The 21,007-nt window shown below is 43.4% G+C and carries 16 protein-coding genes; 4 read left to right on the top strand and 12 right to left on the bottom strand.

Annotation, left to right across the window (positions count from 1 at the left end; translation table 11 throughout):
• Positions 1–242 precede the first annotated feature (242 nt).
• On the top strand, positions 243–1,511 hold the full coding sequence (locus BCT34_RS09990) for an O-acetylhomoserine aminocarboxypropyltransferase/cysteine synthase (RefSeq protein WP_076654487.1): 1,269 nt from the start codon (positions 243–245) through the stop codon (positions 1,509–1,511).
• Between the two features lie 369 nt (positions 1,512–1,880).
• On the opposite strand, the gene BCT34_RS09985 is transcribed toward BCT34_RS09990, so the two are convergent.
• From BCT34_RS09985 to BCT34_RS09975, 3 genes are read right to left on the bottom strand one after another with little or no spacing between them, the layout of a single operon-like run.
• Complete coding sequence (locus BCT34_RS09985; protein WP_076654488.1) at positions 1,881–2,306, bottom strand: YeeE/YedE family protein; 426 nt, start codon at positions 2,304–2,306, stop codon at positions 1,881–1,883.
• Entirely contained in the window at positions 2,306–2,728 is a 423-nt protein-coding gene (locus BCT34_RS09980) for a YeeE/YedE thiosulfate transporter family protein (protein ID WP_076654489.1), read from the bottom strand. The genes BCT34_RS09985 and BCT34_RS09980 overlap by 1 nt, the downstream gene beginning before the upstream one ends.
• The gene (locus BCT34_RS09975; RefSeq protein ID WP_076654490.1) at positions 2,729–3,040 is read right to left on the bottom strand and encodes a metalloregulator ArsR/SmtB family transcription factor; all 312 of its coding nucleotides are present in this window, start codon (positions 3,038–3,040) and stop codon (positions 2,729–2,731) included.
• 142 nt (positions 3,041–3,182) lie between these two features.
• Here BCT34_RS09975 and BCT34_RS09970 point away from each other — a divergent pair, with 142 nt between their 5' ends.
• Positions 3,183–4,883, top strand: coding sequence for an FAD-dependent oxidoreductase (locus BCT34_RS09970; RefSeq protein WP_076654491.1), 1,701 nt, complete (start codon positions 3,183–3,185; stop codon positions 4,881–4,883).
• 312 nt (positions 4,884–5,195) lie between these two features.
• Here BCT34_RS09970 and glmS read toward each other — a convergent pair whose 3' ends face one another.
• Both glmS and BCT34_RS09955 read right to left on the bottom strand, forming a co-directional pair.
• Entirely contained in the window at positions 5,196–7,028 is a 1,833-nt protein-coding gene (gene glmS, locus BCT34_RS09960; RefSeq protein WP_076654492.1) for a glutamine--fructose-6-phosphate transaminase (isomerizing), read from the bottom strand.
• A gap of 107 nt (positions 7,029–7,135) precedes the next feature.
• Positions 7,136–7,906, bottom strand: coding sequence for a DeoR family transcriptional regulator (locus tag BCT34_RS09955; RefSeq protein ID WP_076654493.1), 771 nt, complete (start codon positions 7,904–7,906; stop codon positions 7,136–7,138).
• Positions 7,907–8,335: 429 nt separating this feature from the next.
• Between BCT34_RS09955 and pykF the strand changes: the two genes are divergently transcribed.
• Both pykF and BCT34_RS09945 read left to right on the top strand, forming a co-directional pair.
• Complete coding sequence (gene pykF, locus BCT34_RS09950; protein WP_017061403.1) at positions 8,336–9,748, top strand: pyruvate kinase PykF; 1,413 nt, start codon at positions 8,336–8,338, stop codon at positions 9,746–9,748.
• Positions 9,749–9,924: 176 nt separating this feature from the next.
• Positions 9,925–10,596: a GntR family transcriptional regulator gene (locus BCT34_RS09945; protein ID WP_076654494.1), complete on the top strand. Its 672-nt coding sequence runs from the start codon at positions 9,925–9,927 to the stop codon at positions 10,594–10,596.
• A gap of 583 nt (positions 10,597–11,179) precedes the next feature.
• Here BCT34_RS09945 and BCT34_RS09935 read toward each other — a convergent pair.
• The 7 genes from BCT34_RS09935 to BCT34_RS09905 form a co-directional block, all read right to left on the bottom strand.
• The gene (locus tag BCT34_RS09935; RefSeq protein ID WP_076654495.1) at positions 11,180–13,063 is read right to left on the bottom strand and encodes a diguanylate cyclase; all 1,884 of its coding nucleotides are present in this window, start codon (positions 13,061–13,063) and stop codon (positions 11,180–11,182) included.
• Between the two features lie 113 nt (positions 13,064–13,176).
• Positions 13,177–13,671 (bottom strand): acetolactate synthase small subunit, encoded by a 495-nt coding sequence (ilvN, locus tag BCT34_RS09930; protein WP_008219984.1) that lies wholly within the window; start codon positions 13,669–13,671, stop codon positions 13,177–13,179.
• A gap of 1 nt (position 13,672) precedes the next feature.
• The gene (locus BCT34_RS09925) at positions 13,673–15,412 is read right to left on the bottom strand and encodes an acetolactate synthase 3 large subunit (RefSeq protein WP_076654496.1); all 1,740 of its coding nucleotides are present in this window, start codon (positions 15,410–15,412) and stop codon (positions 13,673–13,675) included.
• Positions 15,413–15,872: 460 nt separating this feature from the next.
• On the bottom strand, positions 15,873–17,681 hold the full coding sequence (locus tag BCT34_RS09920; protein WP_076654497.1) for a long-chain fatty acid--CoA ligase: 1,809 nt from the start codon (positions 17,679–17,681) through the stop codon (positions 15,873–15,875).
• A 201-nt stretch (positions 17,682–17,882) separates the two neighbouring features.
• The gene (leuO, locus tag BCT34_RS09915) at positions 17,883–18,842 is read right to left on the bottom strand and encodes a transcriptional regulator LeuO (protein ID WP_076654498.1); all 960 of its coding nucleotides are present in this window, start codon (positions 18,840–18,842) and stop codon (positions 17,883–17,885) included.
• A gap of 346 nt (positions 18,843–19,188) precedes the next feature.
• A complete protein-coding gene (locus tag BCT34_RS09910) occupies positions 19,189–20,244 on the bottom strand; it encodes an MJ1255/VC2487 family glycosyltransferase (RefSeq protein WP_076657035.1) in 1,056 nt (351 codons plus the stop codon).
• A 54-nt stretch (positions 20,245–20,298) separates the two neighbouring features.
• Positions 20,299–20,823: a phosphatase PAP2 family protein gene (locus BCT34_RS09905; protein ID WP_076657034.1), complete on the bottom strand. Its 525-nt coding sequence runs from the start codon at positions 20,821–20,823 to the stop codon at positions 20,299–20,301.
• Positions 20,824–21,007: the final 184 nt, after the last annotated feature.

The raw sequence follows: 21,007 nt of genomic DNA, 5'->3' as shown, positions 1-21,007 counted from the left end.
TCAATCACTTACAAGACAAGTTCAAGTTCGGGAGGGGCCACCAAATTAGAAAAGCCAGAACAGTTCACGCTCTGGCTTTTTGCTTTTCTAGTTCAGTACAAATCACGCCTACACTTCTTAACTATAACGAATCGTCCCGCACACAATTCCAATTGCCCCTCTGTGACTAAACAGACTTTTCTTTTATAAAAAAATCGGCAATATGAGAGTACACAAATCATTCAATAGTTCAGGGAAGACACATGAAAGACGAAACACTCTCGATTCACTTCGGCTACGAAACCGATCCAACAACCAAATCGGTTGCCACACCTATTTATCAAACTGTCGCCTATGAATTTGACGATGCTCAGCATGGTGCGGATCTGTTCAACCTAGCAGTGCCCGGTAATATCTACACCCGCATTATGAACCCAACTAACGATGTGCTAGAAAAGCGCATGGCGGCCTTAGAAGGTGGTATTGCAGGCTTGGTGGTAAGTGCGGGCAGTGCTGCGATCAACTACGCAATTCAAACCTTGGCGCAAATCGGTGACAACATTGTTTCAACGCCTCAGCTTTACGGTGGTACTTACACCCTATTTGCTCATATGCTGCCAAACCAAGGTATTGAGGTTCGCTTTGCTAAAGACGACAAACCAGAAAGCTTAGCGGCATTGATTGATGAAAAAACCAAGGCTGTTTATTGCGAAAGTATTGGTAACCCAGCGGGTAATATCATCGACCTAGAACGTGTCGCAGAACTTGCTCACGCGCAAGGCGTGCCTGTGATTGTCGATAACACGGTGGCAACGCCTGTGCTGTGTAAGCCTATCGATTTTGGTGCGGACATCGTGGTGCATTCACTAACCAAGTACGTTGGTGGTCACGGTACTACATTGGGTGGCGTGATTGTCGATTCTGGAAAATTCCCATGGGCAGAACACAAGGATCGCTTCCCTGTGTTTAATCAACCAGAGCCTTCTTACCATGGCGTGGTTTATACCGAGGCTTTTGGTGAGGCTGCGTTTATTGGGCGTGCTAGAACGGTTCCCCTGCGTAATACGGGGGCAGCGTTGTCACCAATGAATGCTTTCATGTTGATGCAAGGCTTGGAGACGCTGTCATTGCGCATGGAGCGACATACAGAGAACGCATTGAAAGTGGCGGAATACCTCAAGCAACACGAGAAAGTCAGCTGGGTAAGTTACGCAGGTTTACCAGATTCGGAATTCTATCCACTTGCTGAAAAGTACATGCAAGGTAAGCCATCGGCTATTTTATCTTTTGGTTTAAAAGATGGTTATGAAGCCGGTGTTCGTTTCTATGACGCGCTACAGATCTTCAAGCGCTTGGTGAACATTGGCGATGCGAAATCTCTCGCTTGTCACCCAGCTTCAACGACACACCGTCAACTCAGCGAAGCTGAACAAAAACAAGCTGGAGTATCACCAGAGATGATTCGCCTATCTGTAGGTATTGAACACATTGACGATATCTTAGCTGACCTAGAGCAAGCACTGAGCGCTTAATGGCTCGACAGCTAGCTCTAACACTGATAGAAAACTAACAGACATAAAAAAGCCCATCTCGTCGATGGGCTTTCTCTTATCTATTTGTCGTAGGACATTAAAGTTTGAAACTTTTCTCTAATGTAGAGCTTGATATTATGTGGCACCAAATGATTAAAAATAACAATAAAGATTGGAACTAATTTTAATCTGCACCTCAAAAATAAAATATTTGTGACAATAAAGTTTGGAACTTTAATCCAAAAATTCACTTGATTGGTTCTCAACCCTAACGGTAACCTCGCTTAACAAGCTTTTGGACAAAATCAATGCGTCCTGCATGGCTGTACTTTGAAAGCATTATGAAGGGACCATTCCGGAAACAGTCACTTAGCAAGTCTTAGATAGCAAAGTGGTAGCTTTCATACCTATCACCATACATATTGTAAAAACAATAATCGTGATACTAGCTCCACCCAAGCTTGCTACTGCTGGGCCCGGGCATATGCCACCAATTCCCCAACCTAGACCAAAAATCGAAGCGCCCATGACTAATCTTTTATCTATTTTATTATTCTCAGGTGTACTGATATTTGAACCATTGATGCTTTGCGCACGAGGTTTGATTAGAAAATAGTGGAAAGGAACAAATACAGCAAGAGCCCCACCCATAACAAACGCTAAGCTAGGATCCCAACTTCCAGTAATATCAAGAAAAGAAAATATATTGTTAGGATCCACCATGCCTGAGACATTCATACCAATACCAAATAGCACTCCAGCAATCAGTGCAATGAAAAGTGTTGTGAACTTCATTATAAGGCCCCTAGGCTTTTGCGAATAAATACGACAAGGATAGCGACTGCCATGAATGTGCACGTAGCTACAATAGAGCGTTTAGAAAAACGTCCCATACCAATAATGCCATGACCACTCGTACAACCATTGCCTAATCGTGTGCCGATGCCAACAAGCAAACCAGCGACAGCAACAACGACTATATCCATGCTGCTCAGGTCAGGAAGTTGAAAACCTATTGGTGCGGTGAAAGCAATGCTCACGATCATTCCGATAACAAACATTAGTCGCCAAGCCCAATCGCCTTTTTTTGGGGAAAACAATCCACCTATTATTCCACTGATACCTGCGACTTTTCCGTTAAATAACATAAGTATACCTGCGGAAAGGCCGAGTAGTGAGCCACCTATTAAGGCATGCCACGGCATAGAAAAGTCCATCTATATCTCCTCTTTTTGTTGTTGGCAAAATACATTGTGTAAGGAACTCATCAATAACTCCACGCGAGAGTCTGCTAATGAGTAGTAGACTAATTGAGACTCTTTTCGGACTTTTACGAGCCCATGTCTTTTTAAAACAGTTAACTGCTGAGAAAAAGCAGATTGACTTAAACTTGAACTTTCGCACAGCTCTGTAAACCCGACTTCACCTTGTGTCAGCTGGCACAAAACCATCAGACGTTCTGGGTGAGCCATTGATTTTAAAAACTCTGCAGCATCATTAGCGTTTGCACGCATATCTTCTATATTCATAAAACACCATACTGTCACTTATCGTGCTTATTCTGCCATCTAATTTAAATTAGTCAATCCTAATTAAGCAAATAAAACATTAGACTTTGCTAATTAATGAGCGTAGATTAAACGGACTGCAACTAATCAAGAGATTAATATCATGACAAAAATTGTAATTATCGGTGGAGTAGCCGGTGGTGCTTCAGCAGCTGCAAGAGCGCGTAGACTAAGTGAAGATGCTGAAATTATTATGTTTGAGCGTGGTCCATTTGTATCTTTTGCAAACTGTGGCTTGCCTTACCATATTGGTGGTGACATTCCTCAACGTGAAAGCTTGTTGCTCCAAACTCCTGAAAGCTTTCTTTCTCGATTCAATGTCGATGTAAGAGTAATGAATGAAGTGCTTTCTATTGACCGCGCATCAAAGACGATTCTTGTAAAGAATTTACTGGATGGCTCTGAATACTCTGAATACTCTGAATACTCTGAATACTCTGAAAATTATGATTTTTTACTCTTGAGCCCAGGTGCAAGCCCAATTATTCCACCCATTGAAGGTCTTGATATCGATGATGTTCAGCCTTTAGTTCATTCATTGCGTAATATTCCAGACATGGATCGCATCCTTAACGTACTTCAAAATCGTGAAGTGAAACATGCAACTGTTGTTGGAGGTGGTTTCATCGGTTTAGAAATGATGGAAGCATTCCACCAACGTGGTATTCACACCACTCTACTTGAACTTTCTGATCAGGTAATGGGGCCTGTTGATAAAGAGATGGCTGGTTTTGCTCATGCTGAAATAAAAGAAAAAGGCATAGATTTGCGTTTAGGTGTTGCTCTTGCGGGCGTATCTAAATCTGATAACGACCATCTAGCACTTGAGCTAAGCGATAATTCGACTCTGGAAACTGACCTGCTGATCATGGCGATTGGTGTTAAACCTGAAATCAAATTAGCAGGAGAAGCTGGTCTCAAGATTGGTGAACTTGGTGGTATTTGGACAACACCAACTCTACAAACTAGTGATCCATCTATTTATGCTGTGGGCGATGCGATTGAAGAAGCAGACTTTGTGACAGGAGAATCAACGCTTGTTCCTCTTGCTGGCCCAGCAAACCGCCAAGGTCGTATGGCTGCTAATAATATGCTTGCTGAAAACGGTGCTGAGCTCGACACTTATCAAGGAACACAAGGTACAGCAATTTGTAAGATTTTTGATTTAGCCATTGCTTCTACAGGAAAAAATGAGAAACAACTTAAACGTGAGAACATCAGTTATGAGAAAGTTTACGTTCACACCGCAAGCTATGCAAGCTACTACCCGGGAGCTGAAACTGTATCACTAAAACTGCTGTTTTCTCCTGACAACGGTAAGATCTTAGGAGCACAGGCAGCGGGTAAAGATGGCGTTGATAAACGTATTGATGTTCTAGCAGTAGCACAGCGTGCAGGAATGACAATTGAACAGCTTCAGCATTTAGAGCTAACCTACGCTCCACCTTACGGCTCAGCTAAGGATGTTATTAACCAAGCGGCATTTGTTGCATCAAATATTCTTAAAGGCGATATCACTCCTATTCATTTTGATGAAATGGATGCTATTTCAGAGGACCAGATATTACTCGATGTGCGTAACCCGATAGAACTGCAAAACAATGGTTACATTGAGGGAGCAATCAACATACCTGTCGACGAATTACGTAACAGAATGGAAGAGTTGCCAAAAGACAAGGAAATCATTTTGTACTGTCAGGTGGGATTAAGAGGAAATGTTGCATACAATCAACTGGCTAACAATGGTTACAAAGTGAAAAACCTCATCGGTGGTTTTAGAACGTATAAGTTCGCATCCCTTTAAATAGTTAATGCATGAAAGGGACTGTACAAGGCTTTTGTTTGTGCAGTCCGAAATATGCAGTTTAAGCCACTTCCGAAGGAACCTCATGAACATACAACCACGGTTTATAACTAGAGAGCCTTCCTGCACCTCGACCTTCTTTAACCCGCTTGATGATTTGCTTTTCAGTTAAAACGTACTTTGATTTTGCCATAACAAAAACCCGGTTAACTTTTAATCAGTTTAACCGGGCCTTAAAAGTTTTCAACTTTAATGTCTCAGTTTCAAACTTTATTGTCTTCCGACACTATTTTGAGTTAGACGAGCTAACGATTACTCAACCGTTACCGCTTTCGCTAGGTTACGAGGTTGGTCAACGTCAGTACCTTTGATTAGCGCGACGTGGTAAGACAGCAGCTGCATCGGTACTGTGTAGTAGATAGGTGCTGTTACTTCGCTTACGTGAGGCATCTTGATGATCTTCATGTTCTCATCGCTTTCAAAGCCAGCGTCTTGGTCTGCGAACACGTAAAGTAGGCCGCCACGAGCACGTACTTCTTCAACGTTCGATTTCAGCTTCTCTAACAGGTCGTTGCTTGGTGCAATAACGACTACAGGCATATCTGCATCAATAAGCGCCAAAGGACCGTGCTTAAGCTCACCAGCCGCGTAGGCTTCTGCGTGAATGTAAGAGATCTCTTTCAGTTTAAGAGACGCTTCCATCGCGATTGGGTAGAACTCGCCACGACCTAAGAACAATGTGTGGTGCTTGTCTGCAAAATCAGGGGCTAGCGCTTCAATTTCTTTATCAAATGCTAGTGCTTTCTCAATGTCAGCAGGCAGTTGATGTAGTGCTTGAACGATTTCCGCTTCTTTCTCTTCATTGATACGGCCTTGTAGGCGACCAATTGACGTTACCATCATCAGCATTGCTGCTAGTTGAGTTGTGAAAGCTTTAGTAGAAGCAACACCGATCTCCGTTCCTGCACGAGTCATGAAGGCAAAATCAGATTCGCGAACGAGTGAAGAACCTGCAACGTTACAGATGGTCATTGCTGACATGTAACCCTTCTCTTTTGCAAGACGAAGTGCAGCAAGCGTATCAGCCGTTTCACCAGACTGAGACAGAGTCACCAATAGGCTGTTCGGACGAACAACGAAATCACGGTAACGGAACTCAGAGGCGATCTCTACATCACAGCTTACACCAGCTAGAGATTCAAACCAGTAACGCGCTGCCATGCCAGAGTTGTAAGACGTACCACATGCGATGATCTGCACGTGTTCAACCTTGCTTAGGATCTCTTCAGCTTTAACACCAATCGCATTAGTGATAACCGAAGTGTCAGAGATACGACCTTCCATTGTGTTGATCAGCGCTGTTGGCTGTTCGAAAATCTCTTTTTGCATGAAGTGACGGTATTTACCTTTGTCACCCGCGTCGTGTTCAGCGTTTGATTCAACGATTTCACGCTCAACACGCTCGCCCGCTACATCAAATACAGTAACATCACGACGAGTTACCTCAGCAACATCACCTTCTTCTAGGTACATGAAGCGGCGAGTTACGCTTAATAGTGCAAGTTGGTCAGAAGCTAGGAAGTTCTCACCGACACCAAAACCGATAACGATCGGGCTACCAGAACGAGCAACAACGATACGGCTAGGATCTTTACGATCAACCGCAACCGTGCCGTATGCACCGTCTAACTGTTTTGCTGTTTTCTGCAGCGCTTCAACCAATGAAGCTGACGTGCGAAGTTCCCACTCAACTAGGTGAGCGATAACTTCTGTATCCGTTTGTGAAGTAAACACGTAACCACGCTCTTGTAGCAGAGCGCGCAATGCTTCGTGGTTTTCGATAATGCCATTGTGTACAACGGCAATATCACCAGACATGTGTGGGTGTGCATTCGCTTCAGATGGCTCACCGTGTGTCGCCCAACGTGTGTGAGCGATACCTGTACCGCCGATCACATGTTGTTCTTCTACTGCATCTGCTAGCTCTTGTACTTTACCTAGGCGACGCACACGCGTTAGGTTAGATTCAGTATCGACGACAGCGACACCTGCTGAGTCGTAGCCACGGTATTCTAGGCGACGAAGGCCTTCTACTAAAATTTCAGCTACATCACGCTGTGCTACTGCACCAACAATTCCACACATAGTTTAACTCCATCAATTTTGTTTTATTCCTATTGGCAGCAAGCAAAGGCCATATCTTTGTTAAGATCAATTATAGGAAGGTAAATGCATAATACTTAAATTTGTTTTTACGCCGGATCAGTTAGGATCACTCGAACATCATGTGATTCGATACTTGCTTTAGATTCTTCGCCCAAGTCTGTATCAGTAATTAAGATGTCAATGTGTTCCCATGCCAGCTCTAAGTTCGGGATCTTTCGTCCCACTTTTTCCGACTCAACCATCACGATCACTTCTCGTGACACCTCAGCCATTACTTTGCTTAGGCCAACCAATTCATTAAATGTCGTTGTGCCTCTATCAAGGTCGATACCATCAGCCCCGATAAATAGTTGGTCAAAATCGTAAGCGCGAAGGACCGACTCAGCGACTTTGCCTTGGAAAGAGTCCGAATGGGTATCCCAAGTGCCACCAGTCATTAATAAGGTCGGCTCGCTTTCTAGCTCATTAAGCGCATTAGCCACATGCAATGAATTGGTCATCACAACTAAGCCACGCTTATCGTTAAGCTGCTGAATTAGAGCGCCCGTTGTGCTGCCACTGTCGATCACAATGCGGTTATGGTCGCGAATTAAATCTGCTGCGGCTTTTGCTAATGAAACCTTTCGAGTCGAAACTTGTTGACCCAGCTCTTCGCTGACAACCTCTTTCGGCAACGAAATCGCACCACCATAACGGCGTAAAAGCTGACCGTTTTTCTCTAAAGACGCCAAATCCTTTCTAATAGTGACCTCTGAGGTTTCGAACTTAGCGGATAATTCATCAACACTAACCTCCCCTTTTTCATTCACTAGGTTAGAAATTGCATGTCTTCTGAGCTGAGTGTTTCGTTTCGACATTTAAAAAAGGCCACTAAGTTTCGATATGAAACATATTATAGTTACAACGAAACTATTTAGTCCATTTATTTTGATCCAAAAAATTAATAAATAGCGATAAAACCTTGTCCTAAGACAATTGTTAAGCAGTGATATTGAAGTCATTAGGTGGTAGAATCCGCACCCGAAAAGAAAAAAAATTACAAAACTGACTGTTATTTTTTTGCAACTTACCCCCTTTATAGTGGGCCAAGTCACAGAAAACCGATATTGAATCAAAATCTTTTGGTCATAAAATGACTAAAATTGATGAAAGACTTACAACTCTGAAGGACATATTGGAAGTCCCGCGCTTTTACACAACAGGCACAAAATGTTGATGTAGCGGACCAATCTTCAGAACTTAAATAAATTTCAAATTGTAACAATACTTACCGGAGAGTACCTTCCATGAAAAAGACCAAAATCGTATGTACGATTGGCCCTAAAACTGAATCTGTAGAGAAGCTAACTGAACTAGTAGATGCTGGCATGAACGTTATGCGTCTTAACTTCTCTCACGGTGATTTCGCAGAGCACGGCACTCGTATCGCGAACTTCCGTAAAGTAATGGAAAACAAAGGTGAGCAACTTGCTATCCTTCTAGATACTAAAGGTCCAGAAATCCGTACTATCAAACTTGAAGATGGTAACGACGTAGATCTAGTAGCTGGTCAAGAGTTCACTTTCACAACTGACGCAACAGTTGTTGGTAACAAAGACGTAGTAGCAGTAACTTACCTAGGTTTCGCTAAAGACCTAACAGCAGGTAACACTATCCTTGTTGATGACGGCCTAATCGAAATGGAAGTTATCGCAACAACAGAAACTGAAGTTAAGTGTAAAGTTCTTAACAACGGTGCTCTAGGCGAAAACAAAGGTGTTAACCTTCCTGGCGTTTCTGTTCAACTTCCTGCTCTTTCTGAGAAAGACAAAGCTGACCTTAAGTTTGGTTGTGAGCAAGGCGTAGATTTCGTTGCTGCTTCTTTCATCCGTAAAGAAGAAGACGTTAAAGAAATCCGTGAACTTCTAAACGCTAACGGCGGCGAGAACATTCACATCATTTCTAAGATTGAAAACCAAGAAGGTGTAGATAACTTCGATTCAATCCTTGAAGCTTCTGACGGCATCATGGTTGCTCGTGGTGACCTAGGTGTTGAAATCCCAGCTGAAGAAGTAATCTTCGCTCAAAAAATGATGATCGAGAAGTGTAACCGTGCACGTAAGATGGTTATCACTGCAACTCAAATGCTTGACTCTATGATCAGCAACCCACGTCCAACTCGTGCTGAAGCGGGTGACGTTGCGAACGCAATCATGGATGGTACGGATGCAGTAATGCTTTCTGGTGAAACTGCTAAAGGTAAGTACCCAGTTGAAGCTGTAACTATCATGGCTCAAATCGCGAACCGCACTGATTCAGCTCTTAAAGCTGAGCTAGGTTCTCGTCTAGACAGCCCACGTCTACGCATCACTGAAGCAGTATGTAAAGGCGCTGTAGACACAGCTGAGAAGCTAGCTGCTCCTCTAATCGTTGTTGCAACTGAAGGCGGTAAGTCTGCACGTTCAGTACGTAAGTACTTCCCAACTGCAAACATCCTTGCTCTAACAACTAACGAAAAGACAGCTGCACAGCTAGTTCTTACTAAAGGTGTTAAGCCTGTTCTTGTTGACTCTATCGAGAACACAGACGCGTTCTACATCAACGGTAAAGAAATCGCTCTACAATCTGGCCTAGGTAACAAAGGCGACATCGTAGTTATGGTTTCTGGTGCTCTAGTAGCTTCTGGTACTACAAACACGGCATCTGTTCACGTTCTATAAGAATGAACCGATTCGCATAAAATATAAAAGAGGGCTTCGGCCCTCTTTTTTTATGAAACAAAATCTTGCCTAACTTTTCAGTACGCTGTATTATCAATCACAATAGAACCACGTACTGTTAACTTCCAATTGGCTCTTTCTAAGAGACGGATTAGCAGACTAGAAATCATATATAGATGAGGTTTGTAATGTCTAGCCCTACGCTCACTGACAAAGTATCAAAGATGATTCGCCAAGATATTCTTAATGGTGAGTTAACCCCAGGCCAAAAGCTCGTCGTTGCTGATCTAAAAGCACGATACAACGTCGGCGCATCTCCTATTCGCGAAGCCTTGGTACAGTTATCTTGGAGCAAATACGTAAAGCTTGAGCCACAAAAGGGCTGCTGGGTATCTCCTGTATCAAAGAAAGAACTGAATGACCTATACGAAAGCCTTCGTGTTGTATCATCGGTTCTGCTTAAAAAAGCGATTTCAGCGGGCGACGAGAGCTGGGAACTGGATGTACTAACGTCTTACCACAAACTGTCACGAGTGCAGTACGTATCTGAAGAGTTTGATTGTGTTGAATGGGAAGAACGCCACCAGCAGTTCCATGTAGCACTACTTGAAGGTGCAGATTCAGAGAACATGTTTAAGTTCTTTGATGACCTAATCAACCAAGTGAAACGTTACCGCTTCTTAGCGATGTCTGCAGAAAGCGCATCGGATGATCTGTTCAATATTGATGAGCACGAAATGATCATGAAGCTAGTACTCTCTAAGAATGTAGAGCAAGCGACAGAATTGCTTGATCAGCATTTACTAAGCTCAATGAAAAGAATTGAAGAAGTTATCGAAGCGGCATAATGCCCAAGGTAGATTCTAACCAAATAAAAACGGAGCCCAACGGCTCCGTTTTTTTGTTTCCAGTATCACGACTGAACTACCACCCAAAAAACTCTTTGTGATGAGTATTGAGCAGCACAACCATAGGTAAAAAATACAATGCACTAAGCTGAAAGCCAAGAATGGCTAATGTGCCTATGGTTAACCTCACTAAAAAATCGACAAACATACCACGCCTCTTTTAACCAGACTGTATGATCCCCAAACTCTTGCTCCAGCTAACCTAATTCTACTGCTGCCTTTCAAGCTATTGATAAGGCTAGCTTACCAGTTGAATTAAGTTAACGGTGTCATCCTTTTACATCTGGTAAACACTCTATTTATTGCATCGTTTAACACGATGTAATCTGAAGCAAGGTAGTTTACTCATTGTTCATTTTAGCTCAAATTTTCACCAACATTAGACTTTAGTCTAACTGTATAGATTTTGTGACAGAGGTCGCTCAAAAGTGAGATACCTAGTTAAAAGGTAGAAAAGAAAATGAATCGGGGAGCAGCTTGAAGAAGTGGTGCCAGTAGAAGGGAGGGTTGGCTCAAAGCGAACCTAAGCGACATCATCGTAGCTAGTACACATAGAAACCGTATTACGGCCAGACGATTTAGATTCGTAAAGCGCAACATCGGCACATTTATACGAACGAGTGCTGTTGCTGGTTAAATCAGTAAAGCCCACACTCACTGTTACCTTAGTACCAGCGGATAGCTCAATCTCAATTCGTAAGCGATCCAACACGCGCTTTGCTTCCGACAGTGAGGTGTGTGGCATCAAGAGTGCAAACTCTTCCCCCCCAACACGTGCAACAAAGTCAGTCCCACGAAGGCTGCTTTGCAGAAGCTTAGCGACACTCGCAATCACACGGTCACCTTCGTCGTGACCAAGTTCGTCATTAATTCGCTTGAAGTTATCGATATCAACTAAGGCTAAACAAGTGGTCGCTTCATTCGGGTAACATTCTACCAAGCGAGAATAGTAGGCCAGCTGCTCTTCAAATTTTCGTCGGTTCCAAAGGTTACTCAAAGAGTCACGTTCACTTAAGATCCTCAAACGCACTTCAAGCTCCTTCCTAACAGAAATATCAACCAACGAGGTGATGTAGTAGCTGACTTTGCCCGAATTGTTTTTGACTGCATGAACCCGCATGATCGCAGTGAAAGGGATGCGCAGTTTGTTCTTACATTGAACTTCCCCTTCCCATACTTCTTCTTGCTCTAAATGACTCCAGATAGTCGAACTTGATAGAACTTGGTCGGTATTTTCAAGCAACAGCTGCAATGCATTCTGACCGATAACTTGTTTTTTACAGTACCCAGTCATGTTCTCAAATTCATTGTTGATCATGATTGTGCGGTGCTGCTTGTCAGAGATCATCACAGCCGACATACCATTCAATGCGGCGCGCGCCAATTTACTCTCAAGGCTTCGGCGTCGGTAGTGCGTCACTAGGTAAGCAAATGGAAATGCAAAAATAAGTACAGTAAGTAAAACAAACACTTCTTCTTGAGAGAGGTCACTTAAGCTAGGTTCAGCTCGATCCATCAATTGCTGCTGATTAAGTTGAATCAGCAAATGAACCTTTTGAGTGTTCGCCAGCATAACCGTGTTAAAGGCGAATAAATTGCCATCTTCAAAAACGTATCCCACCTGCTGATTAGAGATCGCTTCCCACGTCTTTGGCGCGATGTTTTTCAGGTTGTAGCCTTTTCTTTCAGGAATCGAGTCGCCGAACAGTTTACCGCTGTTGTTACTTGCTATGTAATAACCCGCTTCATTGAGAACTTCTGCTCTAAGAGCGTTATCAGGTGAAAAGCTAAGACGCGACGATAAACCCCATACATCAAGATTGATGACAAGGTAGCCTACTCTTTTTTCAGAGGTCTCTACAGGAGTAAATACACGGATGACTGGTGTGTAAGGAAAGGTGACTTCACCATGCTCTGTTTCAAGCTCAATACCCCAACCGCCAATCTGTTCGGCTTCTAGTTTTTGAGCATATTGGAAGTAGCGAGAATCCGACCTATCTTGCAAGTGTTGAGGTAACGTCACCCTACCGGTATCTGAGGAATAGTTAACGCGTACTAGCTCTTTGCCTGTAATATCTAACAGATGGATTTGTGTATACCACTTCTGATTCACGAGAACTGATTGCCAGACCTCTTCAAGTAAATCTTTCGTTTGGTCTGAGGGAGAAGAAGCAAAGTTGACCAAGCTCTGGCTATGACTGAGCAGTTCCATAACCGAGACTAACTGAGTCTTGAGAAGATCATAGTCTCGCTTGGCATACACTAGTTGATGGACGGCTTGTTTAGCCGAGTAGTCAAAACTCTGTTGTTTTACTTCTGTGTAACGCTGCAAATAATACAGACATACTGCAGAAGACAATATGATAGAGATAATCAGCAATGTAATTATTGATTTTTTATTTCGCATTGCTAACTCTGATGAATGGAAGTGCAGCGCGGGATTATAGCACTCTAAAAAATTAACAAAATAAAAGCCGCTTAAAAAAGCGGCTTTAAAGTTATTTTTTAAAGACTTATCGTCTAGGCTTTCAACGCTCGTTCGCCTCGTGCGATACCAACAACACCACTTCGAGCCACCTCAAGCACTTCCGTCACTTCAGACAGCGCTTGAATGAAGGCATCCAGTTTTTCGCTGGTACCCGCCATTTGAACCGTATATTGCGAAGCCGTTACATCAACAATCTGTCCACGAAAGATATCTGCTGTGCGCTTCACTTCTGCACGGGCAAAGCCGCTTGCACGCACTTTTACCATCAACAGCTCACGTTCAATGTGCTCAAGCTCAGACACTTCCTGCACTTTAAGTACGTCGATTAGCTTATGTAGCTGTTTCTGAATCTGCTCAAGCTGCATCTCGCTTGAGTTAGTGGTTACGTTAAGGCGAGATAACGTCGGGTCATCGGTTGGCGATACGTTCAAAGACTCGATGTTGTAACCACGCTGAGAAAACAAGCCAACCACACGAGAAAGTGCACCCGGTTGGTTTTCCATTAGTAGTGAAATAATGTGTCTCATATTATGTTCTCTCCGTTTTGCTTAGCCACATGTTATCCATACCCTCGCCTTTGATCTGCATTGGGTATACGTGCTCGGTATCATCCACACTAATATCGACAAATACCAAACGGTCTTTCATCGCTAGTGCTTTTTCCAAACCTGATTCAAGTTCATCCGGAGATGAAATACGCATGCCGACATGGCCATAAGCCTCAGCGATAGCAGCAAAATCAGGAACAGAGTCCATATATGAGTTAGAGTAACGACCTTGGTAAACAATGTCTTGCCACTGCTTTACCATGCCAAGGAAACGGTTGTTCAGGTTAATGATCTTAACTGGGATGTTGTATTGCAGCGCCGTCGACAGCTCTTGGATATTCATTTGAATACTGCCGTCACCGGTTACTACAACCACCTCTTCGTCTGGCTTAGCAAACTTAACACCCATACCTGCAGGCAGGCCAAAGCCCATCGTGCCTAGACCACCAGAGTTTATCCAACGGCGTGGCTTGTTAAACGGGTAATATAAAGCAGCAAACATTTGGTGTTGGCCTACATCAGAAGCAACATAGGCATCGCCATTGGTTACTTTATGCAGTGTTTCAATTACTTGTTGTGGTTTGATGCGTTCAGACGATTTCTCATAAGCTAGGCAGTCACGTTCTTGCCACTGCTTGATGTCACTCCACCAGCTTTCAATCGCTTCTGCATCATTGGTGCCACCTTGCTCAACGAGCAGGTTGACCATGCTCTCTAGAACTTTTTCAGCAGAACCGACAATCGGCAGATCCACTTTTACGTTCTTAGAGATCGAAGACGGGTCGATATCAATATGCATGATCTTCGCGTTAGGGCAGTACTTATCTAGGTTATTGGTGGTTCGATCATCGAAACGCACACCAATACCAAAGATCAAATCCGCATTGTGCATCGCCATATTGGCTTCATACAAACCATGCATTCCCAACATACCCAAAGAGTTCTTATGAGTGCCAGGGAAAGCGCCAAGCCCCATTAGGGTGCTTACCACAGGTAGATTCAGTGCCTCTGCCAATTTTAACAGCGGTTTATCTGCCTCAGAAATAACCGCACCGCCGCCGACATAAAGTACTGGCTTCTTGGCTTCAAGAAGGGCTTTTAGTGCCTTTTTAATCTGACCTTTATGACCCGTAACCGTTGGGTTGTACGAACGCATTTTGATCGTTTCTGGGTATTCATAAGGAAGCTTAATTTGCGGGTTTAATACATCTTTTGGCAGATCGATAACCACAGGACCAGGACGTCCTGTCGTTGAAATATAGAATGCTTTTTTAACGACTTCAGGGATATCTTCCGCTTTCTTCACTAAGAAGCTGTGTTTAACGATCGGGCGTGATACTCCCACGATGTCACACTCTTGGAAGGCGTCGTTACCAATCAGGTTATTCGGTACGTTACCAGAGATAACAATCATTGGGATTGAGTCCATGTAGGCTGTAGCAATACCAGTAACGGTATTGGTCGCACCAGGACCAGAACACACAAGTACTACACCCGGTTTACCGGTAGAGCGAGTATAGCCATCTGCCATATGGGTAGCGGCTTGCTCGTGTCGTACTAATACGTGCTTAATTTCAGACGTTTTAGCATGCAGCGCATCGTAGATATCAAGTACAGAACCACCTGGGTAACCAAAGATTTGTTCTACACCCTCTTCAATTAGAGACTGCACCACCATCTCAGCGCCGGATAACATTGTTGTTTCAGGTTTTGTTGTCATATTGCTCTCCTCACCAGTTTCCAATCACATTTGGTGAACATGTTGGGCTGGTTTTTCATAGTCTAGGGCTTATTCGTAGCCTAATTCGAAATACTTCCACTTTTTCGGCTATGGCTGTCCGTCGTGATAACAACAAACAGTAATACGAAACAACTTTAACGCTTTATTATCATCTGGTCTAACACCTGTTATTCGACAACTGTGCCAAAAAACCAACTATTAGCTCAAAGCATCAAACAAAACCCAAATCAACCTTTCAATCCAGTTTTAAAAACTAGTTAACAATCAAAAAAAAGCACTTAATATTTCAATAAATCACTATTTATCGATAAACAACGAGCTTACTGGTGTGCGCTTTCGCACATTGTGCTGTCTCTTTAGATACAAAAAATCCCCTTAAAAATGCAATCACATTCGTAGGGGGATTTTTAAACAACTGAAAATTTATCTAAGTAGAAAACTACTTATCTTTAGGCTTTTCGTTGTACATTTCTTCGATTTCGTCTTGATACTTATCGTTGATAACTTTACGACGCAATTTTTGAGTTGGTGTCAGTTCACCGTCATCCATAGAAAATGCTTTTGGCAGCAGTTTGAATTTCTTCACTTGTTCAAACTTAGCCAGTTCTTGCTGCAGGTCATTCACACGCTTTTCTAGCATCTCGACGATTTGGTGATGCTTAACCAGCTCAACGCGATCGTGATACTTGATATTAAGCTCTTTGGCATACTCTTCTAACGAGTCATAACAAGGAACAATCAGCGCAGAAACGAATTTGCGCGTATCAGCGATAACGGCAATCTGTTCGATAAAGTGATCTTTACCAATCGCACCTTCAACCACTTGCGGTGCAATGTACTTACCACCAGAGGTTTTCATCAGCTCTTTGATACGATCAGTAATAAATAGGTTACCATTTTCATCAAAATGACCCGCATCACCGGTTTTCAAAAAACCGTGCTCATCGAATGTCTTAGCTGTCTCTTCTGGCATCTTGTAGTAGCCGCGCATCACCATTGGACCACGAACAAGAATCTCGTCTTTGGCGCCAATTTTCACTTCTGCGCCCGGCATCGACATACCAATCGAATCAGGGTTAAAGCAGCGGTCATCCCAACAAGATACCGTTGCTGTAGTTTCTGTCATGCCGTAGCCAAGCTTTACGTTGATGCCGATAGCATGGAAGAAACGACCAATCGTCTCATCAAGCTTCGCGCCACCACATGGCATGAAGTTGATGTTGCCGCCTAGTAGAGCTCGTAGTTTAGATAGCACCAGCTTATCGGCTAGCGCATGACTCTTCTTCAGTATCATCGATGGAGTACGACCTTCTTGGTGACAAACTGAAAGCTTCGCTCCCATGTTCACCGCCCACGTGAATAGCACTTTACGAATAAATGGCGCTTTAGACACCTTCTCGTGAATCGCTGAGAAGATTTTCTCGTAGAAGCGTGGAACCGCACACATGACAGTAGGTTTCACATCGCTTAACGCGTCACGCACTTGCATCGTGTCTTGCAGGTAACAGTTGGTAGCGCCTTTATAGAGAACGTAGAACGTCCAAGCACGCTCAAATACGTGTGACAGAGGTAGGAAACACAATGATACGTCGTCTTTGCTTAGGCTAAGGCGCTCATCGTGCCCCTCTAACTGGTAGCCGATATTGGTGTAATCAAGCATTACGCCTTTTGGTTGGCCTGTAGTACCAGAGGTATAAATAAGAGTCAGTAAGTCGTCCATGCTTGCATCAGCAAGACGGGTATCAAGTTCAGCTTGTTGTGCTTCAACACCGCGTGCCATTAAATCAGTCCAAGATACGGCAAAGCTGTGTCCTTGCAGATCGATGTCATCTGACATAGCCACAACCACTTCTAGCTGCTCGCACTCTTCAAATAGGCTAACAGCTGCATCGAATTGAACTTGCTCACCAACGAATAAGATCTTCACATCTGCGTTTTGGATGATGTAAGAAGACTGTGCGGCTGTGTTCGTAGGATAAATCGGCACAGTCACAAGACGTGCTTGTAACGATGCAAAATCTGCCACGGTCCATTGAGGCATGTTGTTCGAATAGATACCGATCTTATCCTGAACTCTCAGTCCTTGAGCCAACAGCGCTAATGAAAGCGTATCGATTTGTTGTCCAAACTGCTCCCAGCTAATACCTTGCCATACATTGTCTACTTTGTGCTTCAAAGCTGTACGGCTGCCACCTTGGGCAATTTGGTCACGAAGTCTTTTTACGATATGAAAATCTAAATTGGCCATCTCTTTACCTTTGGCTTACACCTGTAAGCTTTTTTGAGCGCACAAGTGTACCTCTGATCATGGAAAAGGCAACTGATGAAGCTCAAAGTTATAAGTAATAGTACGTCTCACGCTAAGTTTTCTATCAACAAAAATAGCAGGTACAAAAAAGCCCCAAGCCAGACTCCTAGCTTAGGGCTTATAAATTATAGGGATTAGTGCCTAGTTAAGTGCCACTACTTCGCCACAGATCATCATTAACTGATCTCGTAACCAAATGTGTCCTTTGTCCTTTTCACTTGATTCGTGCCAGCTTAGGAAGCCAGAAATCGCCGCATTATCGAATGGGAAATCTAGAATCTGAAGCTGCTCTTTGTTCGCTGCATGTTCTACCATCCAACGAGGAGCAATGGTTACTAGTTCAGATTGGCCTACAACGTAAAGAACGTTGCTCAAGCTCGTACCTTCGTAGAAAGGCGTGCAATCTAGGTCACGGTAAGCTTGCTCAGAGAAGCTACGTTGACCATGAATGCGAGACAGTTTTGCGTGTTTTTCGTTAAGCAGTTCTGTCGCAGAAACTTCACCGTTGATGCGTGGGTGAGAAGCAGAAGCAACAACCACTAATTCGTCTTGGAAGATTTCAGTGCTTGAGAAGCCTTGCTCATCAAAACGAGCGTAATCAATTACGAAGTCGATTTCTTGGTAGCGCATACGCTCAGAAAGTTGACGATCGAATTCAGCATCCATGTGCAGTTTAACGCTAGGTGCTTGGTCGTTGATTGTAGACATGATCTTAGGAGCAAAACGCATGTCACAAGGGCTACAAATCGCAAGTTTGAACAAGCGAGAAGACGACTCAGGAGAGAACACAGAACTTGGTAATTCGTTGCGTACTAATTGTAGTGCTTGGCGGATTGGACCAAACAATTGACGAGCGCGTTGAGTCGGTTGAATGCCACGACCTTGACGCATGAATAGTTCGTCGTTAAACATCACTTTTAGACGAGCAACAGCGTTACTTACAGCTGGCTGAGACATACCCAGATTGTGAGCTGCACGTGTAATGTTTTGCTCTTGCATAACTGCATCAAATACAGTCAAAAGATTTAAGTCGACTCCACGAAGTGTGCTTTCCATTCTGTAGCTTGCAATTGCACTCATTGCGTCTTTTTTATCTAACATTCAAGTTGCCTCTTGTCGGTTCGACAGCGTTAAATTGGTAATGGTATGGGAATAGATAACCACTAATTCTTATATTTATCAGACCGATGTTTTTCGGATTACCATTACTATTAACCAATACATCTCGAGCCACCAACAAGATTGATAAAGAATAATTTTATTTTATCTTAATGATTAAATAACACCTAAAAATCAATAATTTATAGAGTTATAAAAAAACATAAAAAGCTTAACTTATGAGTTTCATTTCGACTTATTTAGCTGTTCTATCGTTTGGTTACATTTGTTACAATTTATTGAACGCATGAATCGTTCAGCCAGTTAATTCAGAAATAACACTTATGAGTTATGAGAGCGATGCATAACTTGGAAAGTCGACCTTGTCCCAAAGTTGCTTTCTTAAGTCATCTTGATTAGACCAATTCCCCGCTAATACCCAGTCAACGAGTGCACTTGCCACGTCTGGATAATTGACCACCTCTGCTTGTTTTTCACTGAGCCAGGCGCGCAAGATAGCGGCATCTAAAAAGGTCATGGTTTGAGCTAACCCAAGCGCCTCTAGCGTCGCCACATTGCTCTGTTGTTCAAACTGCCCTTCAAGTGGTTTAAGAAGCAATTTCTTCCCTAAGGTTAGAGCTTCAGACGGCAGCTCAAAGCCGCCATTTGCCACCACGCCTGAGCACTGATTAAGGTCAAATTGGAAGCCAGCATGACTGAGTGGTTTGAACTCAATATTTTCGACTCGACTATGCTCAATCACATTCGGGTGGTAACAGACAAAGTTATGCGAAATGAACTTCATCAGCAGCTCTGAGATCGACTCAAGATCTTCAAATGGCAAATAGACCAACGTAAAGTCTTGTGCTGTTTTAGTTTGCTCATCACCTGCCAGCGTGTGAACGATAGGCGGCAGTATCGGCTGTTCAAAATGATACCAGTGCAAGCCAATAGAGTGCTCGGTTGGGGCGAAATGTTGGATCACTGAATGCTCAATCCAGTTGCCTCCTTCTTTGGGTACATCATAACGAAACGCATTTTGATGGCTTATGCCAATGCAGGGCACACCTTGTCTCTTAGCCGCCCATGCAGTCACAGGTTCAAAATCATTAATCACTAAATCATAGGGCGTAAGATCGACCTGGTTAATCTCACGGAGGAATCGCCAAATATTGTTCTTGATGAATGTTTTGCCGTATTTAACCTGCCCTTGCTCACTGTAAAAAGTTAAGCCGCTGCGGGTTTGATAGTTGCCAAACGCTTCCATCGAGAAGTACTTGCTCTCATCTCGCCCAGAGAACAGAAAGTCGACATCAATATTTTGCTGGCGAAAAGCGACAGCCATAGCTCTCGCTCGAGCGATATGACCATTCCCTGTGCCTTGTACGCCATATAAGATTTTCATGCATGTTCCTTTAAGTTTGCCACTTAAGCTCGGCAGTAGTTGCCAATAAAATAATTAGAGGATGAAGCTGAGAGCAAGGCTAGTACAAGCGATGCCCAAAGCTGCACCTATCAGTACGTCCGTTAAAAAGTGCACACCAAGCAAGATTCGGGAGCCTGCAATTGCAGTTGCCCACACCAAGCTAAAGAGGTACAAGCTCGGATAAAAATGTCCTATTAGGGTCGCCATAACAAAAGCTGCTGCAGAATGACCAGAAGGCAGGCTGTATTTATCGGATGGCACAATATGAGAGTGAAGCAGTGAAGAGAATTCAGCCGGTCTTCGGCGTTTGAGAGTATTTTTAGCAAACCAATAAATAGGCAGTTCGATTGCGAAGGCGGTGAGACCGACCAATAGAAAGTCTCGACCAGTGTTGCTATCAACCAGCAAAGCAATCAACGCAATCAACACATAAAGATGTCCATCTCCTGTATGAGATACCGCTTTACTGAGTGTTGCATGCTGACCGCCATAGCGGTTGTTTAAACAGAAAACAGAAAATGCCACATCCCAGCGGACAATAGGTTCGATAGTACGCATACGATCTCCTTAACAATCCTTATTCAGTTAAGGCTCAAGTTATGCCCAACAAATGACAGTGAAGTGACGTTTTGAATGAACTAAAATGAAATTTCCTTGGGATGCGCAGTACAATAGCTTGAGCCAAGGTGAGAAAAAGCACCCAATAAACAATAAAGCGGCACTAGGCCGCTTTATTGCTTCT

Source organism: Vibrio sp. 10N.261.45.E2, from assembly GCF_002875705.1.
Lineage (GTDB): Bacteria > Pseudomonadota > Gammaproteobacteria > Enterobacterales > Vibrionaceae > Vibrio.
Note: the sequence above shows the minus strand (reverse complement) of the source record. Positions and strands in the feature narration are given on the sequence as shown.